The sequence below is a fragment of the Frigoribacterium sp. AC394 genome (genome assembly GCF_979258095.1).
Genome location: NZ_OZ409834.1, coordinates 257,901 through 283,197, shown reverse-complemented (window position 1 = coordinate 283,197; position 25,297 = coordinate 257,901). Strand labels below are relative to the sequence as shown.

Sequence of the window (25,297 nt, the reverse complement as noted above, 5' to 3'; positions counted from 1 at the left end):
CATGGCAGTCGCACTGGCACCCGAGAAGTTCGACGAGGTCGCCGAGGCACTGAAAGAGGTCGTGGACCCCGAGCTGGGTGTGAACATCGTCGACCTGGGTCTGATCTACGACCTCGCCATGGACGAAGAGCACGAGAACGCGCTCATCATCAGCATGACGCTCACCTCCGCCGGATGCCCTCTCACCGACGTCATCGAGGGCGACACGGCTAACGCCCTCGACGGTGTCGTAGACGCGTTCCGCATCAACTGGGTGTGGATGCCGCCGTGGGGCCCCGACCGGATCACCGACGACGGTCGCGACATGATGCGCTCGATCGGCTTCTCGATCTGATGCACGACGACGAAGAACCCCCGACCACCACTGTGGTCGGGGGTTCTTCGTCGTCCGGGGAGAACCCGACGTGCATCCGAGGAGGCGCGGGTCGCGCCCCCCAGGACGCCTCCTAGCGGTCGCGTCGCCCGAGCACCCGCCACGCCACCGGCAGCGCTGCGGCGGCGATGAGCCACTTGGCGACGCCGCCGATGATGAACGGGTAGAGACCCGCGGCGAGCACGCTCTGCAGGTCGTTCGCGAATCCGAGCTGGCCGAGCACGACGGCCAGGTAGGGGAGTCCGACGACGAAGGGGACGAGGCTCGCGGCGAAGAACGCGACCGCCGAGCGGAACCACTTCTTGTCCCAGTCGCGCTCGGACAGCCAGCCGATGAGGCCGGCGGCGAGCACGAAGCCGATGATGAAGCCGAAGCTCGGCTTCAGCACGCTGAGCGGACCGCCGGAGAACTCGGCGAAGATCGGCAGCCCCGCCACGCCCAGCACGAGGTAGGTGAGCAGCGAGAGCGCACCGCGGCGGGCGCCGAGGCTCGCACCGACGAGCATGACCCCGAGTGTCTGGCCGGTGACGGGCACCGGCCAGAGGGGGACCTGGACCTGAGCGAGCACCGAGACGACGGCGACGCCACCGAGCACGAGAGCCACATCGGTCGCTCGGCTGGAGGTCACGAACCGGTCGGCGAGCACCGGTCGTGAGGTCGATGCGGTGGCGTTCGTCATGCAGTCTCCTAGAATGGGTAGGTTGATCGGCCTGAGGGCGGGTCGACGCCCATGCGCACGGCCCCTCACGACACGATGTGATCATTTTAGGGGCGACCCAACGGCGGGCGGCGTTGTGGACATCTCCCCAATCGATTGGACTTCTGCTGTGCTTTCCGTGCACGACCTCGAGATTCGCGTCGGCGCGCGCCTGCTGATGGAAGATGTGACGTTCCGCGTCGACAAGGGCGACAAGATCGGCCTGGTCGGTCGCAACGGCGCCGGCAAGACGACCATGACCAAGACGCTGGCCGGCGAGACCCTCCCGACCGGGGGATCCATCGAGAAGACCGGCGAGATCGGCTACCTCCCTCAAGACCCTCGCAGCGGCAACCCGGAGGACCTCGCCCGCACGCGCATCCTCGACGCCCGCGGCCTCGGCCAGATCCTCCTGGGCATCCAGGAGGCCTCGATGGAGATGGGCAGCGACGACCCGGCGGTCGCGGCCCGCGCCATGAAGCGCTACGGCGATCTCGATGATCGCTTCAACGCGCTCGGCGGATACGCGGCCGAGGCGGAGGCCGCGTCGATCGCGAGCAACCTCAGCCTCCCCGACCGAATCCTCGAGCAGCCGTTGTCGACCCTCTCGGGCGGTCAGCGTCGACGCATCGAGCTGGCGCGCATCCTCTTCTCCGCGGCCGACACGATGATCCTCGACGAGCCGACGAACCACCTCGACGCCGACTCCGTGGTCTGGCTCCGCGAGTACCTCAAGACGTATCAGGGCGGTGTGATCGTGATCAGTCACGACATCGAGCTCGTCGAGGAGGTCGTCAACCGCGTGTTCTACCTCGACGCCAACCGCCAGGCGATCGACATCTACAACATGGGCTGGCGCAACTACCAACGCCAGCGCGCCGCCGACGAGGAGCGCCGCAAGAAGGAGCGCTCGAACGCCGAGAAGCAGGCGAGTGCACTGCAGAAGCAGGCGGCTCGATTCGGTGCGAAGGCGTCGAAGGCCGCCGCGGCCCACCAGATGGTCGCCCGGGCCGAGAAGCTGCTCGCGGGCCTCGACGAGGTCCGCGCGGTCGACCGTGTGGCGAAGCTGCGGTTCCCGACACCGGTCGCCTGCGGCAAGACCCCGCTCATGGCCTCGAACCTCTCGAAGAGCTACGGCTCGCTCGAGATCTTCACCGCCGTCGATCTCGCGATCGACCGGGGCTCGAAGGTGGTCATCCTCGGATTGAACGGTGCGGGCAAGACGACGCTGCTGCGCATCCTCGCGGGTGTCGACGAACCCGACACCGGGCAACTCGAGCCGGGTCACGGCCTCCGTGTCGGCTACTACGCTCAGGAGCACGAGACGATCGACGTCAAGCGCAGCGTCCTCGAGAACATGGTCTCGTCGTCGCCGAACATCACCGAGATGGAGGCGCGGCGCGTGCTGGGTTCGTTCCTCTTCACGGGAGACGACTCGGCGAAACCGGCGGGGGTGCTCTCGGGCGGCGAGAAGACCCGACTCGCCCTCGCGATGATCGTCGTCTCCGGCGCGAACGTGCTGCTGCTCGACGAGCCCACGAACAACCTCGACCCCGCCAGCCGACTCGAGATCCTCGACGCCCTGGCCAATTACGAGGGCGCCGTGGTGCTGGTCAGTCACGACGAGGGCGCTGTCGAGGCACTGAATCCCGAGCGGGTGCTCATCATGCCCGAGGGCACCGAAGACCACTGGACACCCGACTACAGCGAGCTCATCAACCTGGCCTGATCCACCGGGGTCACGACGGGGGAGGGCGTGGGTCAGCGACCGACGGAGTCGAGGATCTCGTCTTCGACGTCGTCGTCGTGTCGAGGCCGGGCCGCGCGTCGTCGGCGTCGTTCGTCGGCTCGCTCGTCGTCGCCGTCCTCCAGCGCCTCCTCGGCGTCGGCCCGGTTGTTCCGCTGCTCCTGGCGGATCACGTAGAAGAGGAACAGGAACGCCCCTGCGGCGAACATGATCCACTGCACGAAGTACGACAGGTTCAGACCGGTATCGATCTCGGGCTCGGCGTACTTCACGGGAGCCGTCGCCGGCGTCGGGTCCTCTGCCATGAGCTGACCGTACGCGGCCGAGTAGATGGCCCCGTCGACCTGCTTCTGCACCTCGCTGAGCTGGATGGTCGCGATCTGGTTCGTCCCGGCGACCGCCGTGCGATCGCCGACCGCCGGCTCTCCGGGCTTGAGCCGTGCCGTCACGGTCACCTCGCCGGACGGCGGCGCCGGGATCCCGTCGGGGGCGTCCTGATCGTTGCCGGTGGGCACCCAGCCGCGATCGACGACGAAGACGTCGCCTCCGTCGATCCGGAACGGCACGAGGACGGCGAACCCCGGCTGGCCGTTGTACGGCCGGTTGCGCACGAGCAGGGTCTCGTCGACCAGGTAGCGACCCGTCATCTCGACGGGCTGCCACTCGTCGGCCGCATCGTACGAGTCGAGCGACGGCAGAGCCTCCGCTACGGACACGGGCGCCGCGTCGTAGCGCTGCTCGAGCTGATGGACGACCGCCATCTTCTCTTCGTGCCGGTTCCACTGCCAGTTGGCGAGCATCGCGCAGATCAGGGCGAAGGCCACGACGACACCGAGGTACCCGAGCCACTTCTTCGAGAGGATCACCCGCCAACCCGTCACGTCGCGGCCCCGACGGAGTCGACTGTCACGCCCGCTGCCGTGACGATGACGGGGAAGTCGCGCGCGAGGAGGAAGTCGCTGAGATAGTCGACGTGCTCGTCGCAGGCCGACCAGACCTTGACGCGCTCGAGACCGTGGATCTTCGGGTTCCGCCAGTTGACCGATCGGGTCGCCACCTCCGTGCACCCGGCACGCGAGCACTGGACGCGATCGGGCCCGACATCGCCGAGACCGAGCATCAGGCCGTGCCTCCGCGGCCCCGCCGCTCGGATCCGTCGTCGCTGCTCGGCTCGTGCCAGCTGGGTGTCGCGGTGGGAGGCGCCCACGGCTGCTCGGGCTGGCGGTACGTCTCGATGGCGCCGGGCCGCTCGACGTTCTGACCGGGGTCGTGGCCCACGTTCACGAGCACCACGGCGAAGTAGGGGATGAGCACGGCTCCCGCGACGGGGAGCAGCGTCCACCAGCTGAGGGGGATCACGAAGCACAGCGCGATGCAGACGATGCGGATGCCCATGGCCACCAGGTAGCGGATCATGCGGGCATGGCGATCGTCGGCCGGCGACGGCGGTAGCGAGGTGATCGGTTGCGATGTCTTCAATTCACTCACGGACTCTGTGTGCGTCTCGGGCGGGCGCCTCGAGCGATCTTAAGCCCTGTAGCCGACAGTAGGCTGGTGGGCGGTCCGGGCACCATCGGCCTGCGGACCGCCCCCTTCAGCTCGCCCCGAGGAGACTCCCATGACCACGCCCCGTACCGTCCTCGTCACGGGAGGCAACCGCGGCATCGGCTACACGATCGCCGAGGAGTTCGTCGCCGCCGGGCACCGCGTGGCCGTGACCGCCCGCAGCGGGTCCGGCCCCGAGGGCTCCCTCACGGTCGTCGCCGACGTGACCGACCCCGAGTCGGTCGATGCGGCGTTCACGACCGTCGAGGCCGCGCTCGGCCCGGTCGAGGTCGTCGTCGCGAACGCGGGCATCACGAGGGACGTCCTGTTGATGCGCATGACCGAAGAGGACTTCTCATCGGTCGTCGACACGAACCTCGGCGGGGCCTTCCGCGTCGTCAAGCGCGCTTCGAAGAACATGCTCAGGGCTCGCTTCGGTCGCATCGTGCTCGTCTCGAGCGTCGTCGGCCTCTACGGCAGTGCCGGTCAGGCGAACTACGCCGCGTCGAAGAGCGCGCTCGTCGGCTTCGCGCGCTCTATCACCCGCGAGGTCGGCGCACGGGGCATCACGGCCAACGTCGTCGCCCCCGGCTTCATCGAGACCGACATGACCGCCGTCCTGACACCCGAGAAGCAGGCCGAATACAAGCAGTCGATCCCCGCCGGGCGCTACGGGACGGCGACCGAGGTCGCCCGCACGATCACCTGGCTGGCCGGCGACGACGCCGCGTACATCTCCGGCGCGGTCATCCCGGTCGACGGCGGTCTCGGCATGGGTCACTGACCGGAGCGGAGACCGAGGAGGCGCGGCTCGGATACCGGCACCGCGCCTCCTCGGCAGGTCAGCGGCCTGACAGGCCCATGACCGCGAGCACCTGCGAGAGCTCCGGGTCGGCCACCACGAGATCGGCCTGCGCCCGCACCCGGGGCTTGGCGTTGAACGCGATCGAGAGCCCTGCGACGCGCATCATCTCGAGGTCGTTGGCCCCGTCGCCGACGGCGATCGTCTGAGCGAGGGGGATGCCGAACTCGGCCGCCCAGGCCGTCAGGCACTCCGCCTTGACCGCGGCGTCGACGATCGGCCCGGTCGTCTGGCCGGTGAGCCGCCCGGAGGCGACGTCGAGTCGGTTCGCGCGCCACCGGTCGAGACGGAGCGACTCGGCCAGCGGGTCGAGTGTCTCGTGGAACCCGCCGGACACCACGGCCACGCGGCTGCCGTGGCGGTGCAACCCGGCCACGAGCTCCGCCGCGCCCGGGGTCGGACGCACACGGGCGACGACGTCGTCGACGACCGAGACCGGCAGCCCCTCGAGCGTCCTGACACGGGCGGCGAGGCTCTCGGCGAAGTCGAGCTCGCCCGCCATCGCGCTCTCGGTGATGCGGGCGACCTCGTCGCGCGACCCGGCCGCCTCGGCGAGGAGGTCGATGACCTCGTCGCGGATCAGCGTGGAGTCGACGTCGAGGACGGTCAGGAAGCGCGGCACCCGATCAGCCTACGGGTGCCGATCGCCTGCGTGCCGCCTACTGGTCGACCCGCACGCCCTTACCGACGACGGTGATCCCCGACGGGGTCACCGTGAAGCCGCGGGCCCGGTCCGCCTCGTGATCCACGCCGACCGACGCGCCCTCGGCGATGACGACGTCCTTGTCGAGGATCGCGCGGTTCACCGTCGCGTTCGGCCCGATGTGGGCCCTCTCGAACACGACCGAATCGATGACCTTCGAGCCGGAGTCGAGCGTGCTCCACGGCCCGAGCACGCTGCGTTCGACGTGCGCGCCGGAGAGGAGCGAGCCGAGCGAGACGATGGAGTCGATCGTCGTGCCGAGGTTGCCGTGTCCGTCGCGCACGAACTTCGCCGGAGGCGAGTTCAGCTGCTGACTGAAGATGGGCCAGTCGGTGTTGTAGAGGTTGAAGATCGGCAACGCCGAGATCAGGTCGCGGTGCGCGTCGTAGAACGAGTCGATCGTGCCGACGTCGCGCCAGTAGTAGCGGTCGCGCTCCGTCGAGCCGGGGACCTCGTTGCGGTTCAGGTCGTAGACGGCCGCGTCGCCCCGCGAGACGAAGTCGGGGACGATGTCGCCGCCCATGTCGTGGTCGGAGTCGGCGTTCTCGCCGTCGCGCAGCACCGCGTCGATCAGGACGTCGGCGTCGAACACGTAGTTGCCCATCGACGCGAGGATCTCGTCGGGGGAGTCGGGCAGACCGACCGCGTCCTTCGGCTTCTCGAGGAAGCGCCCGATGCGCGTCGGGTCCTCGGAGTCGACCTCGATGACGCCGAACTGGTCGGCGAGGGCGATGGGCTGGCGGATCGCCGCCACCGTGACACCGGCGCCCGAGGCGATGTGCGCCTCGATCATCTGGGAGAAGTCCATGCGGTAGACGTGGTCCGCCCCGACGACGACGACGATGTCGGGCTTCTCGTCACGGAGGAGGTTCAGGCTCTGCAGGATGGCGTCGGCGCTGCCGGCGAACCACCGCTTGCCGAGACGCTGCTGAGCGGGGACGGAGGCGACGTACGCCCCGAGGAGCCCCTCGATGGACCAGGTCTGCGAGACGTGCCGGTCGAGGCTGTGCGATTTGTACTGCGTCAGCACGACGATCTGACGGAGACCCGAGTTGATCAGATTCGACAGGGCGAAGTCCACCAGACGGTAGTTGCCGCCGAACGGCACGGCGGGCTTCGCCCGGTCGGCCGTCAGGGGCATGAGCCGCTTGCCTTCGCCGCCGGCGAGGACGATGCCGAAGATCTTCTTTGATGCCATGAGGTCAGAATGGCACGTTTCGTCGCGGCACGACTACGGTGACTCTCGTGCGAGTCGATGTCATCACCAAGGAATATCCGCCGAACGTCTACGGAGGCGCCGGCGTCCATGTCGTCGAGCTCGTCAAGGCCCTGCGCGAGTCGATAGACGTGCGCGTGCGTGCACTCGGCGACGTCGACGACGAGCCGGGCACGACGGGCTACCCCGAGATCCCCGCCCTCGCGTCGGCGAATCCCACTCTGCGGACCCTCGGCAGCGACCTCCTCGCCGCTCAGGACGTCGCCGGTGCCGACGTCGTGCACAGCCACACCTGGTACGCCAACGCCGCCGGCCAGCTGGCGCAGATGCTGCACGACGTGCCGCACGTGCTGACCGCTCACAGCCTCGAGCCCCTCCGCCCCTGGAAGGCCGAGCAGCTCGGCGGCGGCTACCGCGTCTCGAGCTGGATCGAGCGGCAGGCCTACGAGACCGCCGATGCGGTCATCGCGGTGAGCGAGGGCATGCGCCGCGACATCCTGCGGTCGTACCCCACCATCGACGAGGGCAAGGTCAGCGTCGTCTACAACGGGATCGACCTCGACGCCTGGCGTCCCGTCACCGACGACGACGTCCTCCGGTCGCTCGGCATCGACCCCGACCGCCCCTCCGTGGTCTTCGTCGGCCGCATCACGCGGCAGAAGGGTCTGCCGTACCTGCTCCGCGCCGCGCGCCTCCTGCCTCCCGAGGTCCAGCTCGTCCTCTGCGCCGGAGCCCCCGACACCCCCGAGATCATGGCCGAGGTCACGGCCCTCGTGCACGAGCTGCAGGAGGCGCGGACCGGCGTCGTCTGGATCGATCGCGTGCTCCCGCGGCACGAGCTGAGCGCCGTGCTCACCTCGGCGACGACCTTCGTCTGCCCCTCGATCTACGAGCCGCTCGGCATCGTGAACCTCGAGGCCATGGCCTGCGGCGTGCCCGTCGTCGGCTCGGGCACCGGAGGCATCCCCGAGGTCGTCGCCGACGGACTGACCGGACGCGTCGTCCCCCTCGACCAGGCGCAGGACGGCACGGGGACGCCCACCGACCCCGACCGCTTCGTCCGGGACCTCGCGGGGATCCTCACCGACGTCGTGTCCGACCCCGGCCTCGCGAAGCTGATGGGTCGAGCCGGTCGGATGCGTGCCGAGGCGGAGTTCTCGTGGTCGCGGATCGCCGAGCGGACCCTCGGGGTCTACGCCGGACTCCGTCGATAGGCTGGGGTCATGCCTACAGTCCTGAAGCTGTCCGATGTCTCGATCGTCCGGGGCGGCAAAGCCGTCGTCGACACCGTCAGCTGGAGTGTCGAGTCCGACGAACGCTGGGTCGTGCTCGGGCCCAACGGCGCCGGCAAGAGCTCGCTGCTGCAGGTCGCCGCGGCGCAGTCGCACCCGTCCTCCGGCACCGCCGAGGTGCTCGGCGGCGACCTCGGTTCCGTCGACCTCTTCGACCTCCGCCCCCGCATCGGGTTCGCATCGACGACGATCGCCCGTCGGATCCCGCCGAAGGAGAAGGTCGTCGACGTCGTCCTCACCGCCGCCTACTCGGTGACCGGCCGCTGGAACGAGGAGTACGAGAACGTCGACGTCCGCCGTGCCCATCGCGTCCTCGACGAGTGGAACCTCGACCACCTCGCCGATCGCACGTTCGGCGAGCTGAGCGACGGCGAGCAGAAGCGGGTGCAGATCGCCCGCGCCGTGATGACCGACCCCGAGCTCCTCCTGCTCGACGAACCCGCCGCGAGCCTCGACCTCGGCGCGCGCGAGGAGCTGCTCCAGATGCTCTCCGGGTACGCGCAGTCGGACGACGCACCGGCCATCGTCATGGTGACGCACCACGTCGAGGAGGTGCCCCGCGGTTTCACCCACGCGCTCCTCCTCGACCACGGCTCGGTCGTCGCGGCCGGGCCGCTCGCCGAGGTCCTCACGGCCGAGACGCTCGGCACGACGTTCGGCGTCTCGCTCGACGTCGAGGTGCGCGACGGGCGATACTCGGCGCGCGCGGCCGACTGACCCGCGCCTCCTGCGTTCCCGGCCTCGCGTCTGGTATCGTTCATAGCTGGTCCGAGACTCAGGTCTCATGGCCGCCGACGGAAACGTCCCCAGACATCCACTCCATCACTCGTTCGCTAGACCTAGGACAATCATGAAGACCGACACCCACCCCGAGTACAAGCCGATCGTCTTCCGCGACCTCGCATCGGGCGCCACGTTCCTGACGCGCTCGACGACGACGAGCGACAAGACCATCGAGCTCGACGGTGAGACCTACCCGGTCATCGACGTCGAGATCTCGTCCGAGTCGCACCCGTTCTACACGGGCAAGCAGCGCATCCTCGACTCGGCCGGTCGCGTCGAGAAGTTCAACTCGCGCTACAAGAACTTCGGCAAGTAGACCTCGGTCTCTCACGCCTGACGGGGCGGTCCACTTCGGTGGGCCGCCCCGTCTTCGTGTGCCTGGGGATGTCCTTCGAGGCGGCTCGTCCAGCTCACGGCGCCCGCGGTCGGAGCGTCGGCGGCGGACTCAGCCGATGATCGGACGCTGCGGCCAGTCGCCCCAGGCGACGAACGTCGGATCTTTGCTGCGACGCATGTACTGCTGGAAGCTCTCGGCCTGGGTCTGGCACCAGTCGATCTGGAGATCGTGCAGCCGGGTCGACGAGACCGCCAGCTGATCGGGGAACTTCTCGGCCATGGCCTGGGCCACCCGGCCGGCCGCGATGGCATCGGCCCCGGCATCGTGGGCGTCGTCGAGGGTGACGCCGTACACGCCGGCGGCGGCCTCGAGCGTGCGCTTCCCCTTGCGGTACCGGTCGACGGCCTTGTCGATGACGAGCGGGTCGACGACGCAGCCGATGGTGCTGACGTCGCCCAGCGGCTCGATGCCGTGCCGACGCGCTTCGCGATCGAGGAGGGTCAGGTCGTACGGCGCGTTGTAGACGACCAGCGGGACACCACGGGCGAACACCGCCCGGACGGCGGCGACGACCTCCGCGACGACCTCGGCTGCGGGGCGCCCCTCGGCACGCGCCTGCTCGGTGGAGATGCCGTGCACCGCGCTGGCCTGCTCGGGGATCTCGATGCCCGGGTCGGCGAGCCAGGCGCCGTGCGCGATGCTCGTGCCCTCGGCGTCGATCAGGCCGACGTGAGCCGTGACGATGCGGGCCGTCTCGACGTCGATGCCGGTCGTCTCGAGGTCGAACACCCCGAGGGCCTTCCACCACTCGGACGGCACCGGCCCGGCCGCGAACCCGCCGCTGGCAGATCCGTCGCCGGAGACCGCCTCGTCGGACGGTGCGGTCGCGGAGAGATCGGTGTCGGTCACACCCCGAGTTTAGGAGGCACCACCGACGACGCCCTGACCGGTGTTCGGCACGTCACCGACGTGGAGCCAGAAGAAGGCCTGCGTGCCGAGGGTGAGCGTGACGCGACCCTCGTCGTCGAACGAGGGGAACTGCGCTCCGCCGAAGAGGTCGTAGAGCGTGCGACCCGCGAACTGCGGGGCGTGGATCGTGACCGACGTCGGGTTGTGGGCGAAGGAGAACACGCAGAGGATGTCTTCCGCCGAGTCGCCGAACTGCGTCTCGGAGCCCTCGTACGAGCGGACGAACGAGAGCACCGACTCGTGATCGGTGTCGAGCACCGACAGGGTCCCCATGCCGAACGTGGGGTGCGCCTTCCGCACGTGGATCACGTTGCGGATCCAGTGGAGGAGCGAGCGCGACTGGGCCAACTGGCTCTCGACGTTGACCAGGTTGTAGTTGAAGACGAGCGACTGCACGACGGGCAGGAACAGCTTGCCCGGGTCGGCGGTCGAGAAGCCGGCGTTGCGGTCGGGCGTCCACTGCATGGGCGTGCGCGACGAGTCGCGGTCGGGCAGCCAGATGTTGTCGCCCATGCCGATCTCGTCGCCGTAGTACAGGAACGGGCTGCCCGGCAGCGCGAACAGGAGGGCGTGCACGAGCTCGAGCTCCGCGCGCGAGTTGTCGAGCAGCGGCGCCAGGCGACGCCGGATCCCGATGTTCGAGCGCATGCGGGGGTCGTAGGCGTACCAGCCGTACATCGCCTGCCGGTACTCCTCGCTGACCATCTCGAGGGTCAGCTCGTCGTGGTTGCGGAGGAACACCGCCCAGGCGGCACCCGGGGGCACCTCGGTGGTCTCGGCGAGGATCCGCTTCAGCTCGCCGCCGTGCTGGGCGCGCAGCGAGTAGAAGATGCGGGGCATGACGGGGAAGTCGAACGCCATGTGGCACTCCGGCTCGTCTTCGGTGCCGAAGAACGCGGCGGTCTCGGCGGGCCACTGGTTGGCCTCGGCGATGAGCACCCGCCCCGGGAACTCCTCGTCGACCATCGCGCGCAGGCGCTTGATGAACTCGTGGGTCGCGGGCTCGCCCTCACCGTTGCCCTCCTCGGTCTCGAAGAGGTAGGGGATGGCGTCGAGTCGCAGACCGTCGACGCCCATCGAGAGCCAGTGGCGGACGACGTCGAAGACGGCCTCCTGGACGGCGGGGTTCTCGAAGTTGAGGTCGGGCTGGTGCGAGAAGAAGCGGTGGAAGAAGAACTGGCGTCGCACCGGGTCGAAGGTCCAGTTCGACTCCTCCGTGTCGACGAAGATGACGCGGATGTTCTCGTACTCGTCGTCGGTGTCGCGCCAGACGTAGAAGTCGCCGTAGGGGCCCTCGGGGTCTTCGCGGCTCTGCTGGAACCACTCGTGCTGGTCGGAGGTGTGGTTCAGCACCATGTCGATGACGATGCGCATGTTGCGCTCGTGGGCCTTGGTGACGAGGTCGCGGAACTCGTCGAGCGTGCCGAACTCGGGCAGGATCGACTTGTAGTCGGCGATGTCGTACCCGCCGTCGCGGAGCGGCGACTGGAAGAACGGCGGCAGCCAGAGCGCGTCGACCCCGAGCCACTGGAGGTAGTCGAGGCGGGAGTGCAGACCCTGGAGGTCGCCCGCCCCGTCTCCGTTGCTGTCGACGAACGAGCGGACCATCACCTCGTAGAAGACGGCACGACGGTGCCAGTTCGGGTCGAGGGTCAGTCCGGGCTGCTGAATCGGGGCAGTGAAGCTCACGCGTGCAACTCTACGGTGGCTCGCGCGCCTTCGCGCGTCGGGTTCGAGGCGCGGCTCGTAGACTCGCGGGGTGATCGTCCGAGAGCCCCGCGTCCCGTCGCCCTACCGTTCGCGCCTCGCGGCGTTCGATGTCGAAGAGCGGGTCGCCGAGGTCGCCGGCAGCTCGACCCGCTACTGGACGTACGAGCCCGTGGGCCCCGAGGAGGCGCGGGTCACCGTCGTCGCCGTCCACGGCTTCCGCGGCGATCACCACGGTCTCGAGCCCGTCGTGGCGCATCTCACCGGGGTCCGGGTGGTCATGCCCGACCTGCCCGGCTTCGGCGAGTCGTCGCCGCTCGCGGGCGAGCACAGCGTCGAGGCCTACGCGGCCTGGCTGACCGCGTTCGTCGAGGCGCTCGGTCTCGGCGACGACGTCGTCGTGCTGGGTCACTCCTTCGGGTCGATCGTGACGTCGGCCGCCGTCGCCTCCGGGCTCCGCGCCTCCCGACTCGTCCTCGTCAATCCGATCGCGGCACCGGCGCTGCAGGGCCCGAGGGGTGTGGTGACGCGCCTCGCCGTCTTCTACTACTGGGCCGGGGCCGCGCTGCCCGAGCGCTCCGGGCTCGCCGCCCTGCAGAGCCCGCTCGTCACGCGGTTCACGAGTCTCGCCATGGTCAAGACGCACGACCGCGGTCTGCGGCGGTGGATCCACGACCAGCACGACTCGTACTTCTCGCGGTTCTCCGACCGCCGCGTCGTGCTCGACGCCTTCCGAGCCTCCGTCTCGAGCGACGTCAGCACGTACGCGGCGGGCGTCGACGTGCCCACGCTGCTCGTCGCGGCCGATCGCGACGACATCACGGCTCTGCCCGCGCAGCACGAGCTCCGGGCGCTCTTCCCCGATGCGACTCTCGCCGTCATCGAGGGGGTCGGTCACCTCATCCACTACGAGAAGCCGCGCGAGGCCGCCGCCGCCGTCGAGGCGTTCGTGCGATGAGGGTCGTCGTCGACTGCCGCTACATCAGGGTCGGGCGCCACGACGGCATCAGCCGCTTCACCGCGGGGGTGGTCGGGGCGCTGGCGACCACCCACGACGTGACCCTGCTCGTGAGCGACCCCCGGCAGCTCGACAAGCTGCCCGATCGACCGCACGTCGTCGTCAGCGCGCCCACGAGCCCGCTCGAGCCCCTCGTGGCGCTCCAGGTGAACCGTCTGCGACCCGATGTCGTGTGGTCGCCCATGCAGACGATGGGTTCGTTCGGGCGCCGCTACCCGCTCGTGCTCACGCTGCACGACCTCATCTACTACACCAATCGCACGCCGCCCCCCGAGTTCTCCCTGCCGATCAGGCTGCTCTGGCGCCTGTACCACCTCGCCTGGTGGCCGCAGCGGCTGCTGCTGAACCGCGCCGACGCCGTCGTGACCGTCAGCCGGACGACCCTCGACGAGATGCGCCTCCATCGACTCACCCGCCGACCCGTCACGGTCGTGACCAACGCGGCGGACCCGGTCGACGCCGCGCCGCCGCGGACGGCGCCTCGTCACCGCGACCTCGTGTACATGGGCTCGTTCATGCCGTACAAGAACGTGTCGGCGCTGGCGAGAGCGCTTCCGCTGCTCGACGGGTACCGACTGCATCTGATGAGCCGGGTGTCGGAACGCGAGCGCGCCTCCTTGTCGGCCCTCGCCCCCACCGGGTCGCTGGTGTTCCACGACGGTGCGAGCGACGACGAGTACCGCGACGTGCTGCTCGGCGCGACGGCGGTCGTGACGGCCTCGCGCGCCGAGGGGTTCGGCATCCCCCTGGTCGAGGGGATGTCGCTCGGCACCCCGGCCGTGGTCAGCGACATCCCGATCTTCCGCGAGATCGGCGGCGAGGCCGCGGTCTACTTCGACCCCGACTCGCCCGCCTCGATCGCCGCGGCGGTGCGTCGCCTCGAGCGCGAGTGGGCCGCCCGGTCGAGCGCCTCGATCGCCCAGGCCGCGCTGTTCGCCTGGGACGCCTCGGCGTCGGCCCTCGCCGACGTGCTCGAGTCGGTCTCGGCGAGGCGCGGCACCACGACCCGCAGCTGACCCCTCCGAGGAGGCGCGGGCTCAGTCGCGCCCGCCGGCCTCCGACTCGAGGGCGTTCTGATAGTCGAAGTCGAACGTGCCGGGTCGCTCGGACTCGACCTCGATCGGGTCGTCGAACTCGCGCAGCACCAGATCGCCCCCGTCGGAGGCGAACGAGTGGATCGATCCGTTGCGGATCGGGATGCCCGCATGCGCCTCCGTGTCGGGGGAGACGTGGTTGACCACGGCGCGGATGACCGCTCCGTGCGTGGCCACGACGACGAGCCCGCCGTCGTGCCTGCGGGCGATGTCGGCCAGAGCGGGCAGCACCCGGGCCACCAGGTCGCTGCGGCTCTCGCGTCCGGGCACCGGGGTGCCTGCCGGGAAACGGGCTTCGACCTCGGTTCCGGTCAGGCCCTCCGCCTCGCCGTAGCGGCGCTCGGCGATCGCGGGGACGTGCAGGGGAGCGGGCAACCCCAGGACGTCGGCGATGATCGCGCCCGTCTCGGCGGCGCGCACGAGGGGGCTCGCCACGACCGCGGTCACCTGCCTCCGCGACAGGAGGTCGCCGGTCTCGCGGGCCTGCGACCGCCCCAGGTCGTTCAGGGGGATGTCGGTCGCGCCCTGGATGCGCCTCGCGCGGTTCCAGTCGGTCTCACCGTGTCGCACCAGGTACAAGAGGGTCACCGTCGTTCCTCCGATCGGCGGAACGACCCGTCAGGGGATCAGGCGCTCCGCGAGGGCCGCCAGCGTCTCTGACGTGCCGGCGTTCAGCTTAACCGTGGCCCGACCGTCGCCCTTCGTGACGCCGCGGTTGACGACGACGACGGGCAGACGTCGACGCGTCGCCTGATCGAGCAGGCGGATGCCCGAGTTGACCACCAGCGACGAGCCCGCGACGAGCAGCGCGTCGGCGGCGACGACGAGCGAGCGCGCCTCGGCGAAGCGCTCGACCGGCACGAACTCGCCGAAGAAGACGACGTCGGGTTTCAGCATGCCGCCGCACACCGTGCAGACGGGCACCTCGAACGAGTCGATGTCGTCGACCTCGACGTCGCCGTCAGGCGCGAGCCGGACGCTCTCGGGATGCTCGAGCCAGGGGTTCGCCGCCGCGAGTCTGGCGGCGACCATGTCGCGCGCGAACGACTGGCCGCAGGTCAGGCAGATCACCCGGTCGACCGTGCCGTGCAGATCGACCACCCGACGCGAGCCGGCCCGCACGTGCAGGTTGTCGACGTTCTGCGTCACCACGCCGTTGATCACCCCGGCGCGCTCGAGGTCGGCCAGCGCACGGTGGCCGGTGTTCGGTTCGGACGACCGGAAGGACTTCCAGCCGAGGTGGCTGCCGGCCCAATAGCGCTTCCGATAGCGCTCGCTCGAGAGGAACTGCTGGAACGTCATGGGGTTGCGCGGGGGAGCACCCGCACCGCGGTAGTCGGGGATGCCCGAGTCGGTGCTGACCCCGGCGCCCGTCAGCACGGCGACACGGCGGCCTCGGAGGACCTCGACGGCTGCGTCGAGCGATGCAGCGTCGAGCGATGCTGCGTCGAGCGCGGCGGGGTCGACGGCGCTGCTGCTCGAGGACGTGGCGTCCGGCACCATCGGGGCTCCTTCGGGTCGGTGGACGTTAGCCTAAACGTCGTCACCTCCCGTTTTCCTTCCGTCGGCCGGCCACGGCCCGGACCCCACCGCCCCGGAGCACCGTGCGCATCACCCGCATCACCGATCTCGACCACCCGGCTCTGGCCGACTACCGACGACTCACCGACGTCGCGCTCCGCCGGGTGACCGAGCCGGAGGGCGGCCTCTACATCGCCGAGTCGTCGAAGGTGATCGAGCGGGCCCTCCGGGCGGGTCACGTGCCCCGGTCGGTGCTCATGACCGACCGCTGGCTGGCCGACATCGAACCGCTCGTGGCCGACCTCGACGGCGAGATCTTCATCGGCGACGCCGCCCTGCTCGAGACGCTGACCGGCTACCACCTGCACCGCGGCGCCCTGGCGGCCATGCACCGCCCGGCGCTGCCCGACCTCGCCGACGTCCTCGCCGGCGCGCGCCGGGTCGTCGTGCTCGAGGACATCGTCGACCACACCAACGTCGGCGCGATCTTCCGGGCAGTGGCCGGTCTCGGCGCCGACGCCGTCCTCGTCACCCCCCGCTGCGCCGACCCGCTCTACCGCCGGAGCGTCCGCGTCAGCATGGGCACCGTGCTCCAGGTGCCGTGGACGCGCCTCCCCGACTGGCCGGAGGGCGGCGAGCTGCTGCGCGCGGCGGGGTTCGAGGTGGCCGCCCTCGCCCTGTCCGACGACGCGGTGCCCCTCGACGCCTACGCCGCCGATCCTCCTGAGCGGGTGGCGCTCCTCCTCGGCACCGAGGGCGACGGACTCAGCCGCGCGGCCCTCCGATCGTCCGACGTGGTCGTGACGATCCCGATGCTGCACGGCGTCGACAGCCTCAACGTCGCCGCGGCCTCGGCCGTGGCCCTCTGGGCCCTGCGCGTCCCGACCACCACGGTCGAGGACTGATGAGCCGCCGCCCCGGTCGGGCCCGCCGTCGAGTGGTCGCCGCGGCCGTCGCCGTGCTCGTCGTCGTGACGGGGTCGTACACGTCCCTCGCCCTCGCCGGTCCGACGTCGCCGGAGTCGGCCACCGCCTCCGTCTTCGAGGCCCCCCGTCAAGCCGCCCCGGCGCTGACGTTCCCCGATTACGGGGCCACGGCGGTCCAGGCGCTCGGCTACGACGACAGTCTGACGACGAGCGGCGACGACCGACCCCGGCCGATCGCCAGCATCAGCAAGGTCGTCAGCGCCCTCGTCGTGCTCGACGCGAGACCCCTCGACGGCGGCGACGGGCCGGTCATCACCTTCGACGCCGACGATGCCGCGCTCTACGACGCGTACCTCGCCCGGAACGGCAAGGTGGCGCCCATGCCCGCCGGTCTCCGTCTGACCCAGCGTCAGGCCCTCGAGGTGTCGTTGATCGAATCGGCCAACAACTACGCCGACGCCCTGGCGCTGTGGGCCTTCGGCAGCACCGACGCGTTCGTCGCCGCGACCGACGCGTGGCTCGACGAGAACGGCCTGACCTCGACGACCATCGTCGAGCCGACGGGCATGTCGCCGGAGAACACGAGCACCGCGACCGACCTCGTCGCCCTCGGCCGACTCGCCCTCGCCGACCCCGTCGTCGCCGAGATCGTCCGCACCGACGCCGTCACCGTCCCCGGCGTCGGCGAGATCGAGAACTCGAACGAGCTGCTCGGCCTCGACGGCGTCACCGGAATCAAGACCGGCACCCTCGACGAGGCCGGCGCCTGTCTGCTCTTCTCCGCCGACTACGCGATCGACGATCAGACGGTCACGGTGGTGGGCGTCATGCTCGGCGGCGTCGACCACGACGCTCTCGACCTCGACGTGCAGGCGTTGCTCGCCAGCTCGGTCGCGCGCTTCCAGACCATCGACCTCGCGCGGGCGGGCGACTCGTTCGGACGGTACGACATGCCGTGGGGTGCCGAGGGCGAGGCCGTCGCCGCCGACGACGCCTCGGTGCTCGTCTGGGGCGACGAGGCGGTCGACGCCGTCGTGGCGACGGAGCCGATCGGGCCCGACGCGGCGGGGGCCGAGGTCGGGTCCGTGCGCTTCACGGTCGACGACCAGGTCGTCGACGTGCCCCTCGAGCTCGATCGCGACATCCCCGAGCCGGGGGCGTGGTGGCGGTTGACGCACCCGCGCGAGATCGCAGCCGGTCTGAGCCGCGCCTCCTGAACCGCACCGACCCTCTCCGGCCTCACGGGGCGGACCGGGGGAGGACGGGTCTCAGGGCTCGTCGCGATGCACGACCATGACGGCGTCCGGCCGCTTCGCCTGCCGACCGTCGCCCGACGACTGGTGCCGGATCCGACGGACCACCCAGGGCACGAAGTACTCGCGCGCCCAGCCCATGTCCTCGGAGCGCGCCTGCCGCCACGGGCGCCGAGCGAGGGGCTCGGGCCGATAGGGCTCGAGGTCGTTCTCGACGGCGAGGGAGGCCAGGACCATCCGCGCGATGGTGTGATGACCCAGCGGGCTGAAGTGCAGCCGGTCGGGTGCCCACATGCCCGGCCCGGAGAGCTCGCGGAGCGCCCACATGTCGGCCACCACGGCGTCGTGCCGCGCCGCGATCGAGTGCACGTGCTCGTTGTAGATCGCGACCTTGCCGCGCAGCCGGCCGAGCACCGGGGTGGACCCGATGTCGGGCCCGGTGAAGACGACGACCGTGGCCCCGTCGCTGCCGAGACGCTCGACGAGCCCCTCGAAGCCGGCGGCCACCCGGTCGGGGTCGGTGCCCGGGCGGATGATGTCGTTGCCGCCGGCCGAGACCGTGACGAGGTCGGGGCGGAGCGCGAGCGCGGCGTCGGCCTGCTCGTCGATGATCTGCTGCAGCAGTCGGCCGCGGACGGCCAGGTTGGCGTACGCGAAGTCCTCCGTCGACGACCCGAGCACCTCGGCCACCCGGTCGGCCCAGCCCCGGTGCCCGCCCGGCGAGCGTTCTTCGGGATCGCCGATGCCCTCCGTGAACGAGTCGCCCAGAGCGACGTAACGAGACCACGGATGTTGCTGCGACATGCCCACCACGTTACCCGCCGGGCGGATTACTCTCGACCCGTGCACGAACCAGGCCCCGTCTCGACCATCACCCGCGGCACCACGCCCGAGGAGGCGCTGCCCGACGAGCTCCTCGAGCGCTTCCGGCAGCGGGCGGCCGTGTCCGATCACGACAACTCGTTCCCGGTCGACGACCTGGACGAGCTCAGGTCGCGTGGCTGGCTGCGACTGTTCGTCCCGGAGGACCGAGGAGGCGCGGGTCTCGGACTCGAGGCCGTCGCGGCCCTGCAGAGTCGCCTGGCCACGGCCGCCCCGGCGACCGCGTTGGCCGTCGGCATGCACCTGGTGTGGACGGGCTGCGCCGCACTGCTGCACGCCCGCGGCGACGACTCGCTCGGGTACGTGCTCGACGAGGCCGCCCGCGACGAGATCTTCGCCTTCGGCGTCAGCGAGCCCGGCAACGACCTCGTCCTCTTCGACTCGGTCACGAGGGCTGAGCCCGACGGCGAGGGCGGCTACCGGTTCACCGGCACCAAGATCTTCACCTCGCTCTCACCGGTATGGACCCGCCTCGGCGTCTTCGGTCGCGATGACGGCGACCCCGACGCGCCTGCGCTGGTGCACGGGTTCCTCAGACGCGAGGACGGCGGACACGCGTCGCTGGGCGACTGGGACACCATCGGCATGCGGGCCACCCAGAGTCACACCACGCGTCTCGAGCGGGCCCCCGTCGCGGCGTCGCGCATCGTCCGGCGCCTGCCCGTCGGACCGAGCGCCGACCCGTTCGTCTTCGCCGTGTTCGCGGTCTTCGAGACGCTGGTTTCGGCGGTGTACCGGGGGATCGCCCGGCGTGCCGTCGAACTGGCCGTCGAGTCGGCCACGACCCGGGGGTCGCGTCGAGCCGGCGGGGCGCCGCTCTCGGACGACGCGATCGTCCGCTGGCGGATCGCCGACGCGGCCATCGCGCTCGACGGCATCGAGCCGCAGGTCGACTCGATCGCCCGCGACGTCGACTCGATGGTCGACCACGGAGCGTCCTGGTTCCCGCGCGTCGTCGGGCTGAAGACCCGCACGACCGAGACCGCCCGGGCCGTCGTCGATCAGGCGGTCTCGGTCGCCGGCGGCGCCTCGTACCGCAGGTCGTCCGAGCTGGGACGCCTGCAGCGCGACGTGCTCGCGGGCAGGTTCCACCCCTCGAGCACCGACTCGGCGCATGCCACGACGGCGGCCTGGCTGCTCGGGCCCGTCTCCTGAGCAGCGGATGTCGGAGGCCCGTGTGAGGATGCACGGGTGAGCAAACAGGACGGCAGCGGGCGGCTGGTCACCACCGTGCCCACCGACGATGCGACCGCGCCGATCCTCCACGTCGACATGGACGCCTTCTTCGCGTCGGTCGAGCTGCTCGACCGCCCCGATCTGCGGGGGCTCCCGGTCGTCATCGGTCACCGGTCCGAGAGGTCCGTGGTCACCGCGGCGACCTACGAGGCCCGCAAATACGGCGTCAACTCGGCCATGCCCATGGCGATCGCTCTACGGCGCTGCCCGCAGGCGATCGTCCTCGAACCGCATGGCGAGAAGTATCGCCACTACTCGTCGATCGTCATGTCGATGTTCGACGACGTCACGCCGATGGTCGAACGGCTGGGCATCGACGAGGCCTTCCTCGACGTCTCGGGGTCGATCCGACTGCTCGGATCCGTCTTCGACATCGCGACGGAGCTCCGTCGGCGGGTGCACGCCGAGACGGGTCTGCACTGCAGCATCGGCGCCGCGTCGACGAAGTTCGTCGCGAAGCTCGCCTCGAGCGTCGCCAAGCCCGACGGTCTGCTCATCGTGCCGAACGAGGCCACACTCGCCTTCCTGCACCCGCGTCCGATCAGCGGGCTCTGGGGGGTCGGCGGCAAGACGGAGGAGACCCTGCTCAACCTCGGTCTGCGCACCATCGGCGACGTCGCCAACGCACCCCTCGACACCCTCGTCCGAGCCGTCGGGCCGGCCGGCGGCGCCAAGCTGCACTCGCTGGCCTGGGGCCGCGACCCCCGCTCCGTGACGACCACGGCCGAGGAGAAGAGCATCGGGCACGAGGTCACCTTCTCGACCGACGTCACCGACCCCGTCGAGATCCGGCGCGAGCTCCTCCGCCTCAGCGACAAGGTCGGCGTGCGACTGCGCGCGGCGGGGATGAGCGGCCGCACCGTCGTGCTCAAGCTGCGCACCACCGACTTCGCCACGATCACCCGGTCGAAGACCCTGGCCGAGCCGACCGACCTCGGGCGCCGCATCTACGACGAGGTGCGCGCCGTCTACGAGGCGACGGGAAAGCAGCACGAGCGCATCCGACTGGTCGGGGTGCGTGTGGAGCAGCTCGTACCCGGCGGGGGCGGCGGGCTCTCGCTCGGCCTGTGGGACGACGACGCGGACTGGCGCGAGGCCGAGTCGACGATGGACGCCCTGCAGGCACGATTCGGTGCGGCCATGCTGACGCCGGCGTCGCTGCTCCGCCAGGACACCGGTCGACCGGGCTCGGGCCGACCCGGCTCGGGTCGTCCGCCGCGGGGCCGTCCGGGGCCTTCGCCGGTCGAGCCGTCCGTCGACCCCGGGTACAGTGGGGTCGAGTGAGCACAGCTAGCGTGGACGACCCTTCGGGGCCCGACGACATCCGCGACGACGGCACTCTCGATCTGACCGACGTCGGCGTCTCGGCCGGCAACTCGGCCGCCGAGCACCTCTCGCCCGCGTTCCCCGAGAGGGCGGCCTGGGGCACCGCCGCGAAGCTGCGCGCCTGGCAGGCCGAGGCCCTCGAGCAGTACTTCGCCACCGACCCGGTCGACTTCCTCGCCGCAGCCACCCCCGGTGCCGGCAAGACGACGTTCGCCCTGCGTCTCGCCACCGAGCTGCTCTCGCGCGGGGTCGTCGACCGGGTGGTCGTCGTCGCGCCGACGGAGCACCTCAAGCGCCAGTGGGCCGACGCGGCCGACCGGGTCAACCTCCGACTCGACCCCATGTTCAAGAACGCGGACGTCACCTTCGGTCGGCACTACCACGGCGTCGCGGTCACGTACGCGCAGGTGGGCATGAACCCCGAGGTCCACCGTGCGCTCACCGAGGCGGGTCGCACGCTCGTGATCCTCGACGAGGTCCACCACGGCGGCGACGCCCTCAGCTGGGGCGACGGGATCCGCGAGGCCTACGGCAAGGCGACGCGGCGGCTCTCCCTCACCGGCACCCCCTTCCGATCGGACACCGCGGCCATCCCCTTCGTCACGTACTCGGCCGACGAGCACGGCATCCGAACATCGCGGTCCGACTACGCCTACGGCTACGGCCGCGCCCTCGCCGACGGGGTCGTCCGGCCGGTGCTGTTCATGGCCTACGCCGGGCAGATGCGGTGGCGGACGCGGATGGGCGACGAGATGAGCGCCTCCCTGGGCGAGGCCGTGACCAAGGACATCACCGCGCAGGCCTGGCGGACGGCCCTCTCGCCGCAGGGCGACTGGATCCCGGCCGTGCTCTCGGCCGCCGACAAGCGCCTCACCGAGGTGCGTCGCGGCGTCCCCGACGCCGGCGGGCTGGTCATCGCCACCGATCACACGGTCGCGCGTCAGTACGCCGCCGTGCTGCAGAAGATCACGGGCGAACGCCCGACCGTGGTCCTCTCCGACGAGAAGGCGGCCAGCGACCGGATCCAGGCGTTCTCCGAGAGCGAGAGCCGATGGATGGTCGCGGTCCGCATGGTCTCCGAGGGCGTCGACGTGCCGCGGCTGGCGGTGGGCGTCTACGCGACCTCCGCCTCCACGCCGCTGTTCTTCGCGCAGGTCGTCGGTCGCTTCGTCCGTGCCCGTCGACGGGGCGAGACCGCGTCGATCTTCCTGCCGAGCGTCCCGAGTCTGATGGCGCTGGCCGGGCAGCTCGAACTCGAACGCGACCACGCGCTCGACCGCCCGGCGAACGCCGACGACGGCATCTTCGCCCCCGAAGAGGACATGATGGCGGCCGCCAACCGAGAGGAGAAGGCGTCGAGCCTGCTCGAGCAGCAGCCCTTCGAGGCCCTCGACTCGCAGGCCTCGTTCGACCGGGTCCTCTACGACGGCGGCGAGTTCGGCACGGGCGGCGAGATCGGGAGCCTCGAAGAGCTCGACTTCATCGGCATCCCAGGGCTGCTCGAACCCGACCAGGTACGCGACCTGCTGCGGCAACGGCAGGCTACGCAGGCACGTCGTTCGTCGAAGACGGGTCTGCCGACGGTCGCCGCCCCGGTCGAGACGGCCCGTCCCCTCTATCAGACGATCAAAGAGCAGCGTCAGGAGCTCAGCCGGCTGGTCTCCATCTGGTCGCGTCACTCCAACGAACCGCATGGTCTCATCCACGCCGACCTGCGGCGCATCAGCGGCGGCCCCTCCGTGGCGCAGGCCAGCACCGAGCAGATCCAGAAACGCATCGACGTGCTGCGAGGCCGCATCGGCAACCGCAAGTGAGTCGGACCCGTCCGAGGGCGAGCTGCCCGGCGGGTGCGACCGCCGCCAGCGCGAACGCTGCCACCGCTGACGCTGACGCTGACGCTGACGCTGACGCTCCCGCCGCGTACGATCGGGGGATGCTCGATGAGATCGGTCACGATCGGTGGTTCGTCCGCCGCGACGCCGACGCTGCACCTCAGGCCCTGATCGAGCGGTTCGGCGGCGGGTACCGCCTGACGCTGTGGTCGCTCGTGGAGACCGAGCAACGGCCGCTGGGTGTCTTCACCTCGGCCGAGCAGGCGGAGACCGCGTGGTGGCGCCATCTGGACCGGGAGCGGGGTCAGCGCAGGGGGAGCACCTCCGCGAGGGTCAGGCGCCTCGGCGAGGACTGACCACGGGCCTGTCGGGCCACGGCCCTGCTGATCACCCGAGCCCGTTCGTCACTCTGGTCGGACGTCCGTGCGCACTCGGCGGACCACGATGTCACGCCGTCGTCCGAACAGCCCAGCACGGACCGTACGACGAGGCCGCCCGTCGCCCCCAGGGCGAGCAGGGCGTCGCGCCACGCGAGATCCGACTCGCTCGCCGTCGACGTCCCCGGTCGTTCGACCACGAAGGCGAGCCAGGCCACGTCGAACTCGGCCACGACGGCCTCGAGGGCGACGCCCCAGTCGTCGACGGCGCGAGGTGACGGCCACGCCGAGATCCCCTCGAAAGGGACCATCATGGGCAGCTGCACGTCGTCGGCATCGAAGAAGAGCGTCCACAGCTGACGCCGGATGGCCACCGGCAGCAGTTCGGACGCCCGGGCGGCGAGGGCCGCCTCGTCCGGCACGGGGCGGTGAGGATCCGGGGGTGTTCGACAGGTCATGGCACCAGAGTGCCGAGACGCGGACGTCGTCACGACGCCGTCCACAGCCCGGACACGTGGGGGAGTCACCCGCCCGAGGTGGGGAGGGAGCGTCAGGGGCGGGTGACGAAGCCCTTGTCGACCATCCAGTCGAAGGCGACGTCGGCAGGCTCCTCGCCTTCGACGTCGACCCGCAGATTGAGCTGGCGGCAGCTCCTCGTCGGTCAGCTCGGGGGAGATCTGGTCGAAGACGTCCGCGAGCCCGGGATACGTCTCCAGCGTCGCGGTCGACAGCACCGGCGCCGCGTTGTACGCGGGGAAGAACCCCTCGTCGTCCTCCAGCACGGTGAGGTCCAGGGCGTCGATGCGACCATCGGTCGTGAAGATCTCGCCGAAGTTGCAGTTGCCCCGGTCGGTCGCCTCGTAGACCGTCCCGGTGTCGAGGATGCTGACGTTGTCGGTCGGCACGCCGTCGGGGGCGCCCAGCTCGAGTCCGTAGCGCTCGAGCATGGGCTTGAACCCGTCGGCACGCGAGTTGAACTCCGCCTCGACGCAGAACGTCCGCTGCTCCACAGGGAGGGCCGCGATGTCCGAGAGCGTGGCGACGTCGCCCAGCTCGGCCACCGCCTCCGACCGGACCGCCATGGCGTACGTGTTGTTCAGCGGCGCCGGCTCGAGCCAGGTCAGGCCGTTGGCGACGTCGGCGTCGCGCACGGCCTCGTACTGCTCCTCCTGGTCGGGGATCCCCTCCGCCTCGCCGAGGTACGTGAGCCACGCGGTGCCGGTGTACTCGTACGTCATGTCGGCGTCGCCGTCGAGCATGAGCTGCCGCACGGCGACGCTGCCGGGCACGTTCGTGAGGTCGGTGACCTCGAAGCCCGCCGCCTGCGCCGCGAGGACGGCGATCTTCCCCGGCACGAGCTGCTCGGTGAAGTTCTTCGCCGTGACGGTCAGCGCGGCGTCGTCGGGCAGATCCTCGATCGCCTCGATCGAGCCGGGTGCCACGGCGGGGACGAAGGCCGTCGCCGGCTGCAGACCGCATCCGGTCAGTCCGGCCACGGTCGCGACCGCGACGAGGCCTGCGGCCGTACCGCGAACGGCCCCGAGGCGTCGCAGGCGGCGAGGTGTCGCGAGGGCCGGGCGCCCGGTGGGTGTCGATGCCAT

Annotated in this window: 26 protein-coding genes; 14 read left to right on the top strand and 12 right to left on the bottom strand. The window is 70.5% G+C overall.

Annotated elements, in window-relative coordinates; genetic code table 11:
- Position 1: 1 nt before the first annotated feature.
- Positions 2–334 (top strand): metal-sulfur cluster assembly factor, encoded by a 333-nt coding sequence (locus tag ACZZY9_RS01260; RefSeq protein ID WP_192060366.1) that lies wholly within the window; start codon positions 2–4, stop codon positions 332–334.
- Between the two features lie 112 nt (positions 335–446).
- Here the strand turns inward: ACZZY9_RS01260 and ACZZY9_RS01255 are convergent, their stop codons facing one another.
- Positions 447–1,052, bottom strand: coding sequence for a biotin transporter BioY (locus tag ACZZY9_RS01255; RefSeq protein WP_463462689.1), 606 nt, complete (start codon positions 1,050–1,052; stop codon positions 447–449).
- A 148-nt stretch (positions 1,053–1,200) separates the two neighbouring features.
- Here ACZZY9_RS01255 and ACZZY9_RS01250 point away from each other — a divergent pair, with 148 nt between their 5' ends.
- The gene (locus ACZZY9_RS01250; RefSeq protein ID WP_192060368.1) at positions 1,201–2,799 is read left to right on the top strand and encodes an ABC-F family ATP-binding cassette domain-containing protein; all 1,599 of its coding nucleotides are present in this window, start codon (positions 1,201–1,203) and stop codon (positions 2,797–2,799) included.
- A 32-nt stretch (positions 2,800–2,831) separates the two neighbouring features.
- Here ACZZY9_RS01250 and ACZZY9_RS01245 read toward each other — a convergent pair whose 3' ends face one another.
- Genes ACZZY9_RS01245 through ACZZY9_RS01235 form a run of 3 tightly spaced genes read right to left on the bottom strand, consistent with a single transcriptional unit; the run spans position 2,832 to position 4,305 of the window.
- Positions 2,832–3,683: an SURF1 family cytochrome oxidase biogenesis protein gene (locus tag ACZZY9_RS01245; protein WP_463462688.1), complete on the bottom strand. Its 852-nt coding sequence runs from the start codon at positions 3,681–3,683 to the stop codon at positions 2,832–2,834.
- 11 nt (positions 3,684–3,694) lie between these two features.
- Positions 3,695–3,937 carry a hypothetical protein gene (locus ACZZY9_RS01240; protein WP_463462687.1) on the bottom strand — a complete coding sequence of 81 codons (243 nt, stop codon included), beginning with the start codon at positions 3,935–3,937 and terminating at the stop codon, positions 3,695–3,697.
- A complete protein-coding gene (locus ACZZY9_RS01235) occupies positions 3,937–4,305 on the bottom strand; it encodes a DUF3099 domain-containing protein (RefSeq protein WP_308196137.1) in 369 nt (122 codons plus the stop codon). The genes ACZZY9_RS01240 and ACZZY9_RS01235 overlap by 1 nt, the downstream gene beginning before the upstream one ends.
- A gap of 130 nt (positions 4,306–4,435) precedes the next feature.
- On the opposite strand from ACZZY9_RS01235, the gene fabG reads away from it, so the two are divergent.
- Positions 4,436–5,146 (top strand): 3-oxoacyl-ACP reductase FabG, encoded by a 711-nt coding sequence (gene fabG, locus ACZZY9_RS01230; RefSeq protein WP_463462686.1) that lies wholly within the window; start codon positions 4,436–4,438, stop codon positions 5,144–5,146.
- A gap of 58 nt (positions 5,147–5,204) precedes the next feature.
- On the opposite strand, the gene serB is transcribed toward fabG, so the two are convergent.
- Positions 5,205–5,846: a phosphoserine phosphatase SerB gene (serB, locus tag ACZZY9_RS01225; RefSeq protein WP_463462685.1), complete on the bottom strand. Its 642-nt coding sequence runs from the start codon at positions 5,844–5,846 to the stop codon at positions 5,205–5,207.
- Positions 5,847–5,883: 37 nt separating this feature from the next.
- A complete protein-coding gene (locus ACZZY9_RS01220) occupies positions 5,884–7,125 on the bottom strand; it encodes a glucose-1-phosphate adenylyltransferase (RefSeq protein ID WP_463462684.1) in 1,242 nt (413 codons plus the stop codon).
- Between the two features lie 47 nt (positions 7,126–7,172).
- Here ACZZY9_RS01220 and glgA point away from each other — a divergent pair, with 47 nt between their 5' ends.
- The 3 genes from glgA (at position 7,173) to ACZZY9_RS01205 (ending at position 9,534) form a co-directional block, all read left to right on the top strand.
- Positions 7,173–8,357 (top strand): glycogen synthase, encoded by a 1,185-nt coding sequence (gene glgA, locus ACZZY9_RS01215; RefSeq protein WP_463462683.1) that lies wholly within the window; start codon positions 7,173–7,175, stop codon positions 8,355–8,357.
- Positions 8,358–8,366: 9 nt separating this feature from the next.
- On the top strand, positions 8,367–9,152 hold the full coding sequence (locus tag ACZZY9_RS01210; protein ID WP_463462682.1) for an ABC transporter ATP-binding protein: 786 nt from the start codon (positions 8,367–8,369) through the stop codon (positions 9,150–9,152).
- 133 nt (positions 9,153–9,285) lie between these two features.
- A complete protein-coding gene (locus ACZZY9_RS01205) occupies positions 9,286–9,534 on the top strand; it encodes a type B 50S ribosomal protein L31 (protein WP_192060376.1) in 249 nt (82 codons plus the stop codon).
- Between the two features lie 129 nt (positions 9,535–9,663).
- Here the strand turns inward: ACZZY9_RS01205 and ACZZY9_RS01200 are convergent, their stop codons facing one another.
- Together ACZZY9_RS01200 and treS are read right to left on the bottom strand one after the other, a co-directional pair.
- Positions 9,664–10,374: an exonuclease domain-containing protein gene (locus tag ACZZY9_RS01200; protein WP_463464619.1), complete on the bottom strand. Its 711-nt coding sequence runs from the start codon at positions 10,372–10,374 to the stop codon at positions 9,664–9,666.
- Positions 10,375–10,473: 99 nt separating this feature from the next.
- The gene (gene treS / locus ACZZY9_RS01195) at positions 10,474–12,213 is read right to left on the bottom strand and encodes a maltose alpha-D-glucosyltransferase (RefSeq protein ID WP_192060377.1); all 1,740 of its coding nucleotides are present in this window, start codon (positions 12,211–12,213) and stop codon (positions 10,474–10,476) included.
- 70 nt (positions 12,214–12,283) lie between these two features.
- Here treS and ACZZY9_RS01190 point away from each other — a divergent pair, with 70 nt between their 5' ends.
- Both ACZZY9_RS01190 and ACZZY9_RS01185 read left to right on the top strand, forming a co-directional pair.
- Positions 12,284–13,189, top strand: a complete 906-nt coding sequence (locus ACZZY9_RS01190) for an alpha/beta fold hydrolase (protein WP_463462681.1) — start codon at positions 12,284–12,286, stop codon at positions 13,187–13,189.
- Positions 13,186–14,265 (top strand): glycosyltransferase family 4 protein, encoded by a 1,080-nt coding sequence (locus ACZZY9_RS01185; protein WP_463462680.1) that lies wholly within the window; start codon positions 13,186–13,188, stop codon positions 14,263–14,265. Before ACZZY9_RS01190 ends, ACZZY9_RS01185 begins: the two co-directional genes overlap by 4 nt.
- A gap of 21 nt (positions 14,266–14,286) precedes the next feature.
- Here ACZZY9_RS01185 and ACZZY9_RS01180 read toward each other — a convergent pair whose 3' ends face one another.
- Both ACZZY9_RS01180 and ACZZY9_RS01175 read right to left on the bottom strand, forming a co-directional pair.
- On the bottom strand, positions 14,287–14,931 hold the full coding sequence (locus ACZZY9_RS01180) for a histidine phosphatase family protein (protein ID WP_463462679.1): 645 nt from the start codon (positions 14,929–14,931) through the stop codon (positions 14,287–14,289).
- A 30-nt stretch (positions 14,932–14,961) separates the two neighbouring features.
- On the bottom strand, positions 14,962–15,846 hold the full coding sequence (locus tag ACZZY9_RS01175) for an NAD-dependent protein deacetylase (RefSeq protein ID WP_463462678.1): 885 nt from the start codon (positions 15,844–15,846) through the stop codon (positions 14,962–14,964).
- Between the two features lie 101 nt (positions 15,847–15,947).
- Here ACZZY9_RS01175 and ACZZY9_RS01170 point away from each other — a divergent pair, with 101 nt between their 5' ends.
- Together ACZZY9_RS01170 and ACZZY9_RS01165 are read left to right on the top strand one after the other, a co-directional pair.
- Entirely contained in the window at positions 15,948–16,769 is an 822-nt protein-coding gene (locus ACZZY9_RS01170) for a TrmH family RNA methyltransferase (RefSeq protein WP_463462677.1), read from the top strand.
- Positions 16,769–18,007, top strand: coding sequence for a D-alanyl-D-alanine carboxypeptidase family protein (locus tag ACZZY9_RS01165; protein WP_463462676.1), 1,239 nt, complete (start codon positions 16,769–16,771; stop codon positions 18,005–18,007). Before ACZZY9_RS01170 ends, ACZZY9_RS01165 begins: the two co-directional genes overlap by 1 nt.
- A 51-nt stretch (positions 18,008–18,058) precedes the next feature.
- On the opposite strand, the gene ACZZY9_RS01160 is transcribed toward ACZZY9_RS01165, so the two are convergent.
- Entirely contained in the window at positions 18,059–18,847 is a 789-nt protein-coding gene (locus ACZZY9_RS01160) for an SGNH/GDSL hydrolase family protein (RefSeq protein WP_192060383.1), read from the bottom strand.
- 39 nt (positions 18,848–18,886) lie between these two features.
- Here ACZZY9_RS01160 and ACZZY9_RS01155 point away from each other — a divergent pair, with 39 nt between their 5' ends.
- From ACZZY9_RS01155 to ACZZY9_RS01140, 4 genes are all read left to right on the top strand, one after another.
- Positions 18,887–20,080 carry an acyl-CoA dehydrogenase family protein gene (locus ACZZY9_RS01155; protein ID WP_463462675.1) on the top strand — a complete coding sequence of 398 codons (1,194 nt, stop codon included), beginning with the start codon at positions 18,887–18,889 and terminating at the stop codon, positions 20,078–20,080.
- 36 nt (positions 20,081–20,116) lie between these two features.
- Positions 20,117–21,445: a DNA polymerase IV gene (gene dinB / locus ACZZY9_RS01150; RefSeq protein ID WP_463462674.1), complete on the top strand. Its 1,329-nt coding sequence runs from the start codon at positions 20,117–20,119 to the stop codon at positions 21,443–21,445.
- A 62-nt stretch (positions 21,446–21,507) separates the two neighbouring features.
- Positions 21,508–23,301, top strand: coding sequence for a DEAD/DEAH box helicase (locus ACZZY9_RS01145; protein ID WP_463464618.1), 1,794 nt, complete (start codon positions 21,508–21,510; stop codon positions 23,299–23,301).
- Positions 23,302–23,420: 119 nt separating this feature from the next.
- Positions 23,421–23,675: a hypothetical protein gene (locus tag ACZZY9_RS01140; RefSeq protein WP_463462673.1), complete on the top strand. Its 255-nt coding sequence runs from the start codon at positions 23,421–23,423 to the stop codon at positions 23,673–23,675.
- Here the strand turns inward: ACZZY9_RS01140 and ACZZY9_RS01135 are convergent.
- Positions 23,624–25,297, bottom strand: coding sequence for a glycine betaine ABC transporter substrate-binding protein (locus ACZZY9_RS01135; protein WP_463462672.1), 1,674 nt, complete (start codon positions 25,295–25,297; stop codon positions 23,624–23,626). The genes ACZZY9_RS01140 and ACZZY9_RS01135 overlap by 52 nt on opposite strands.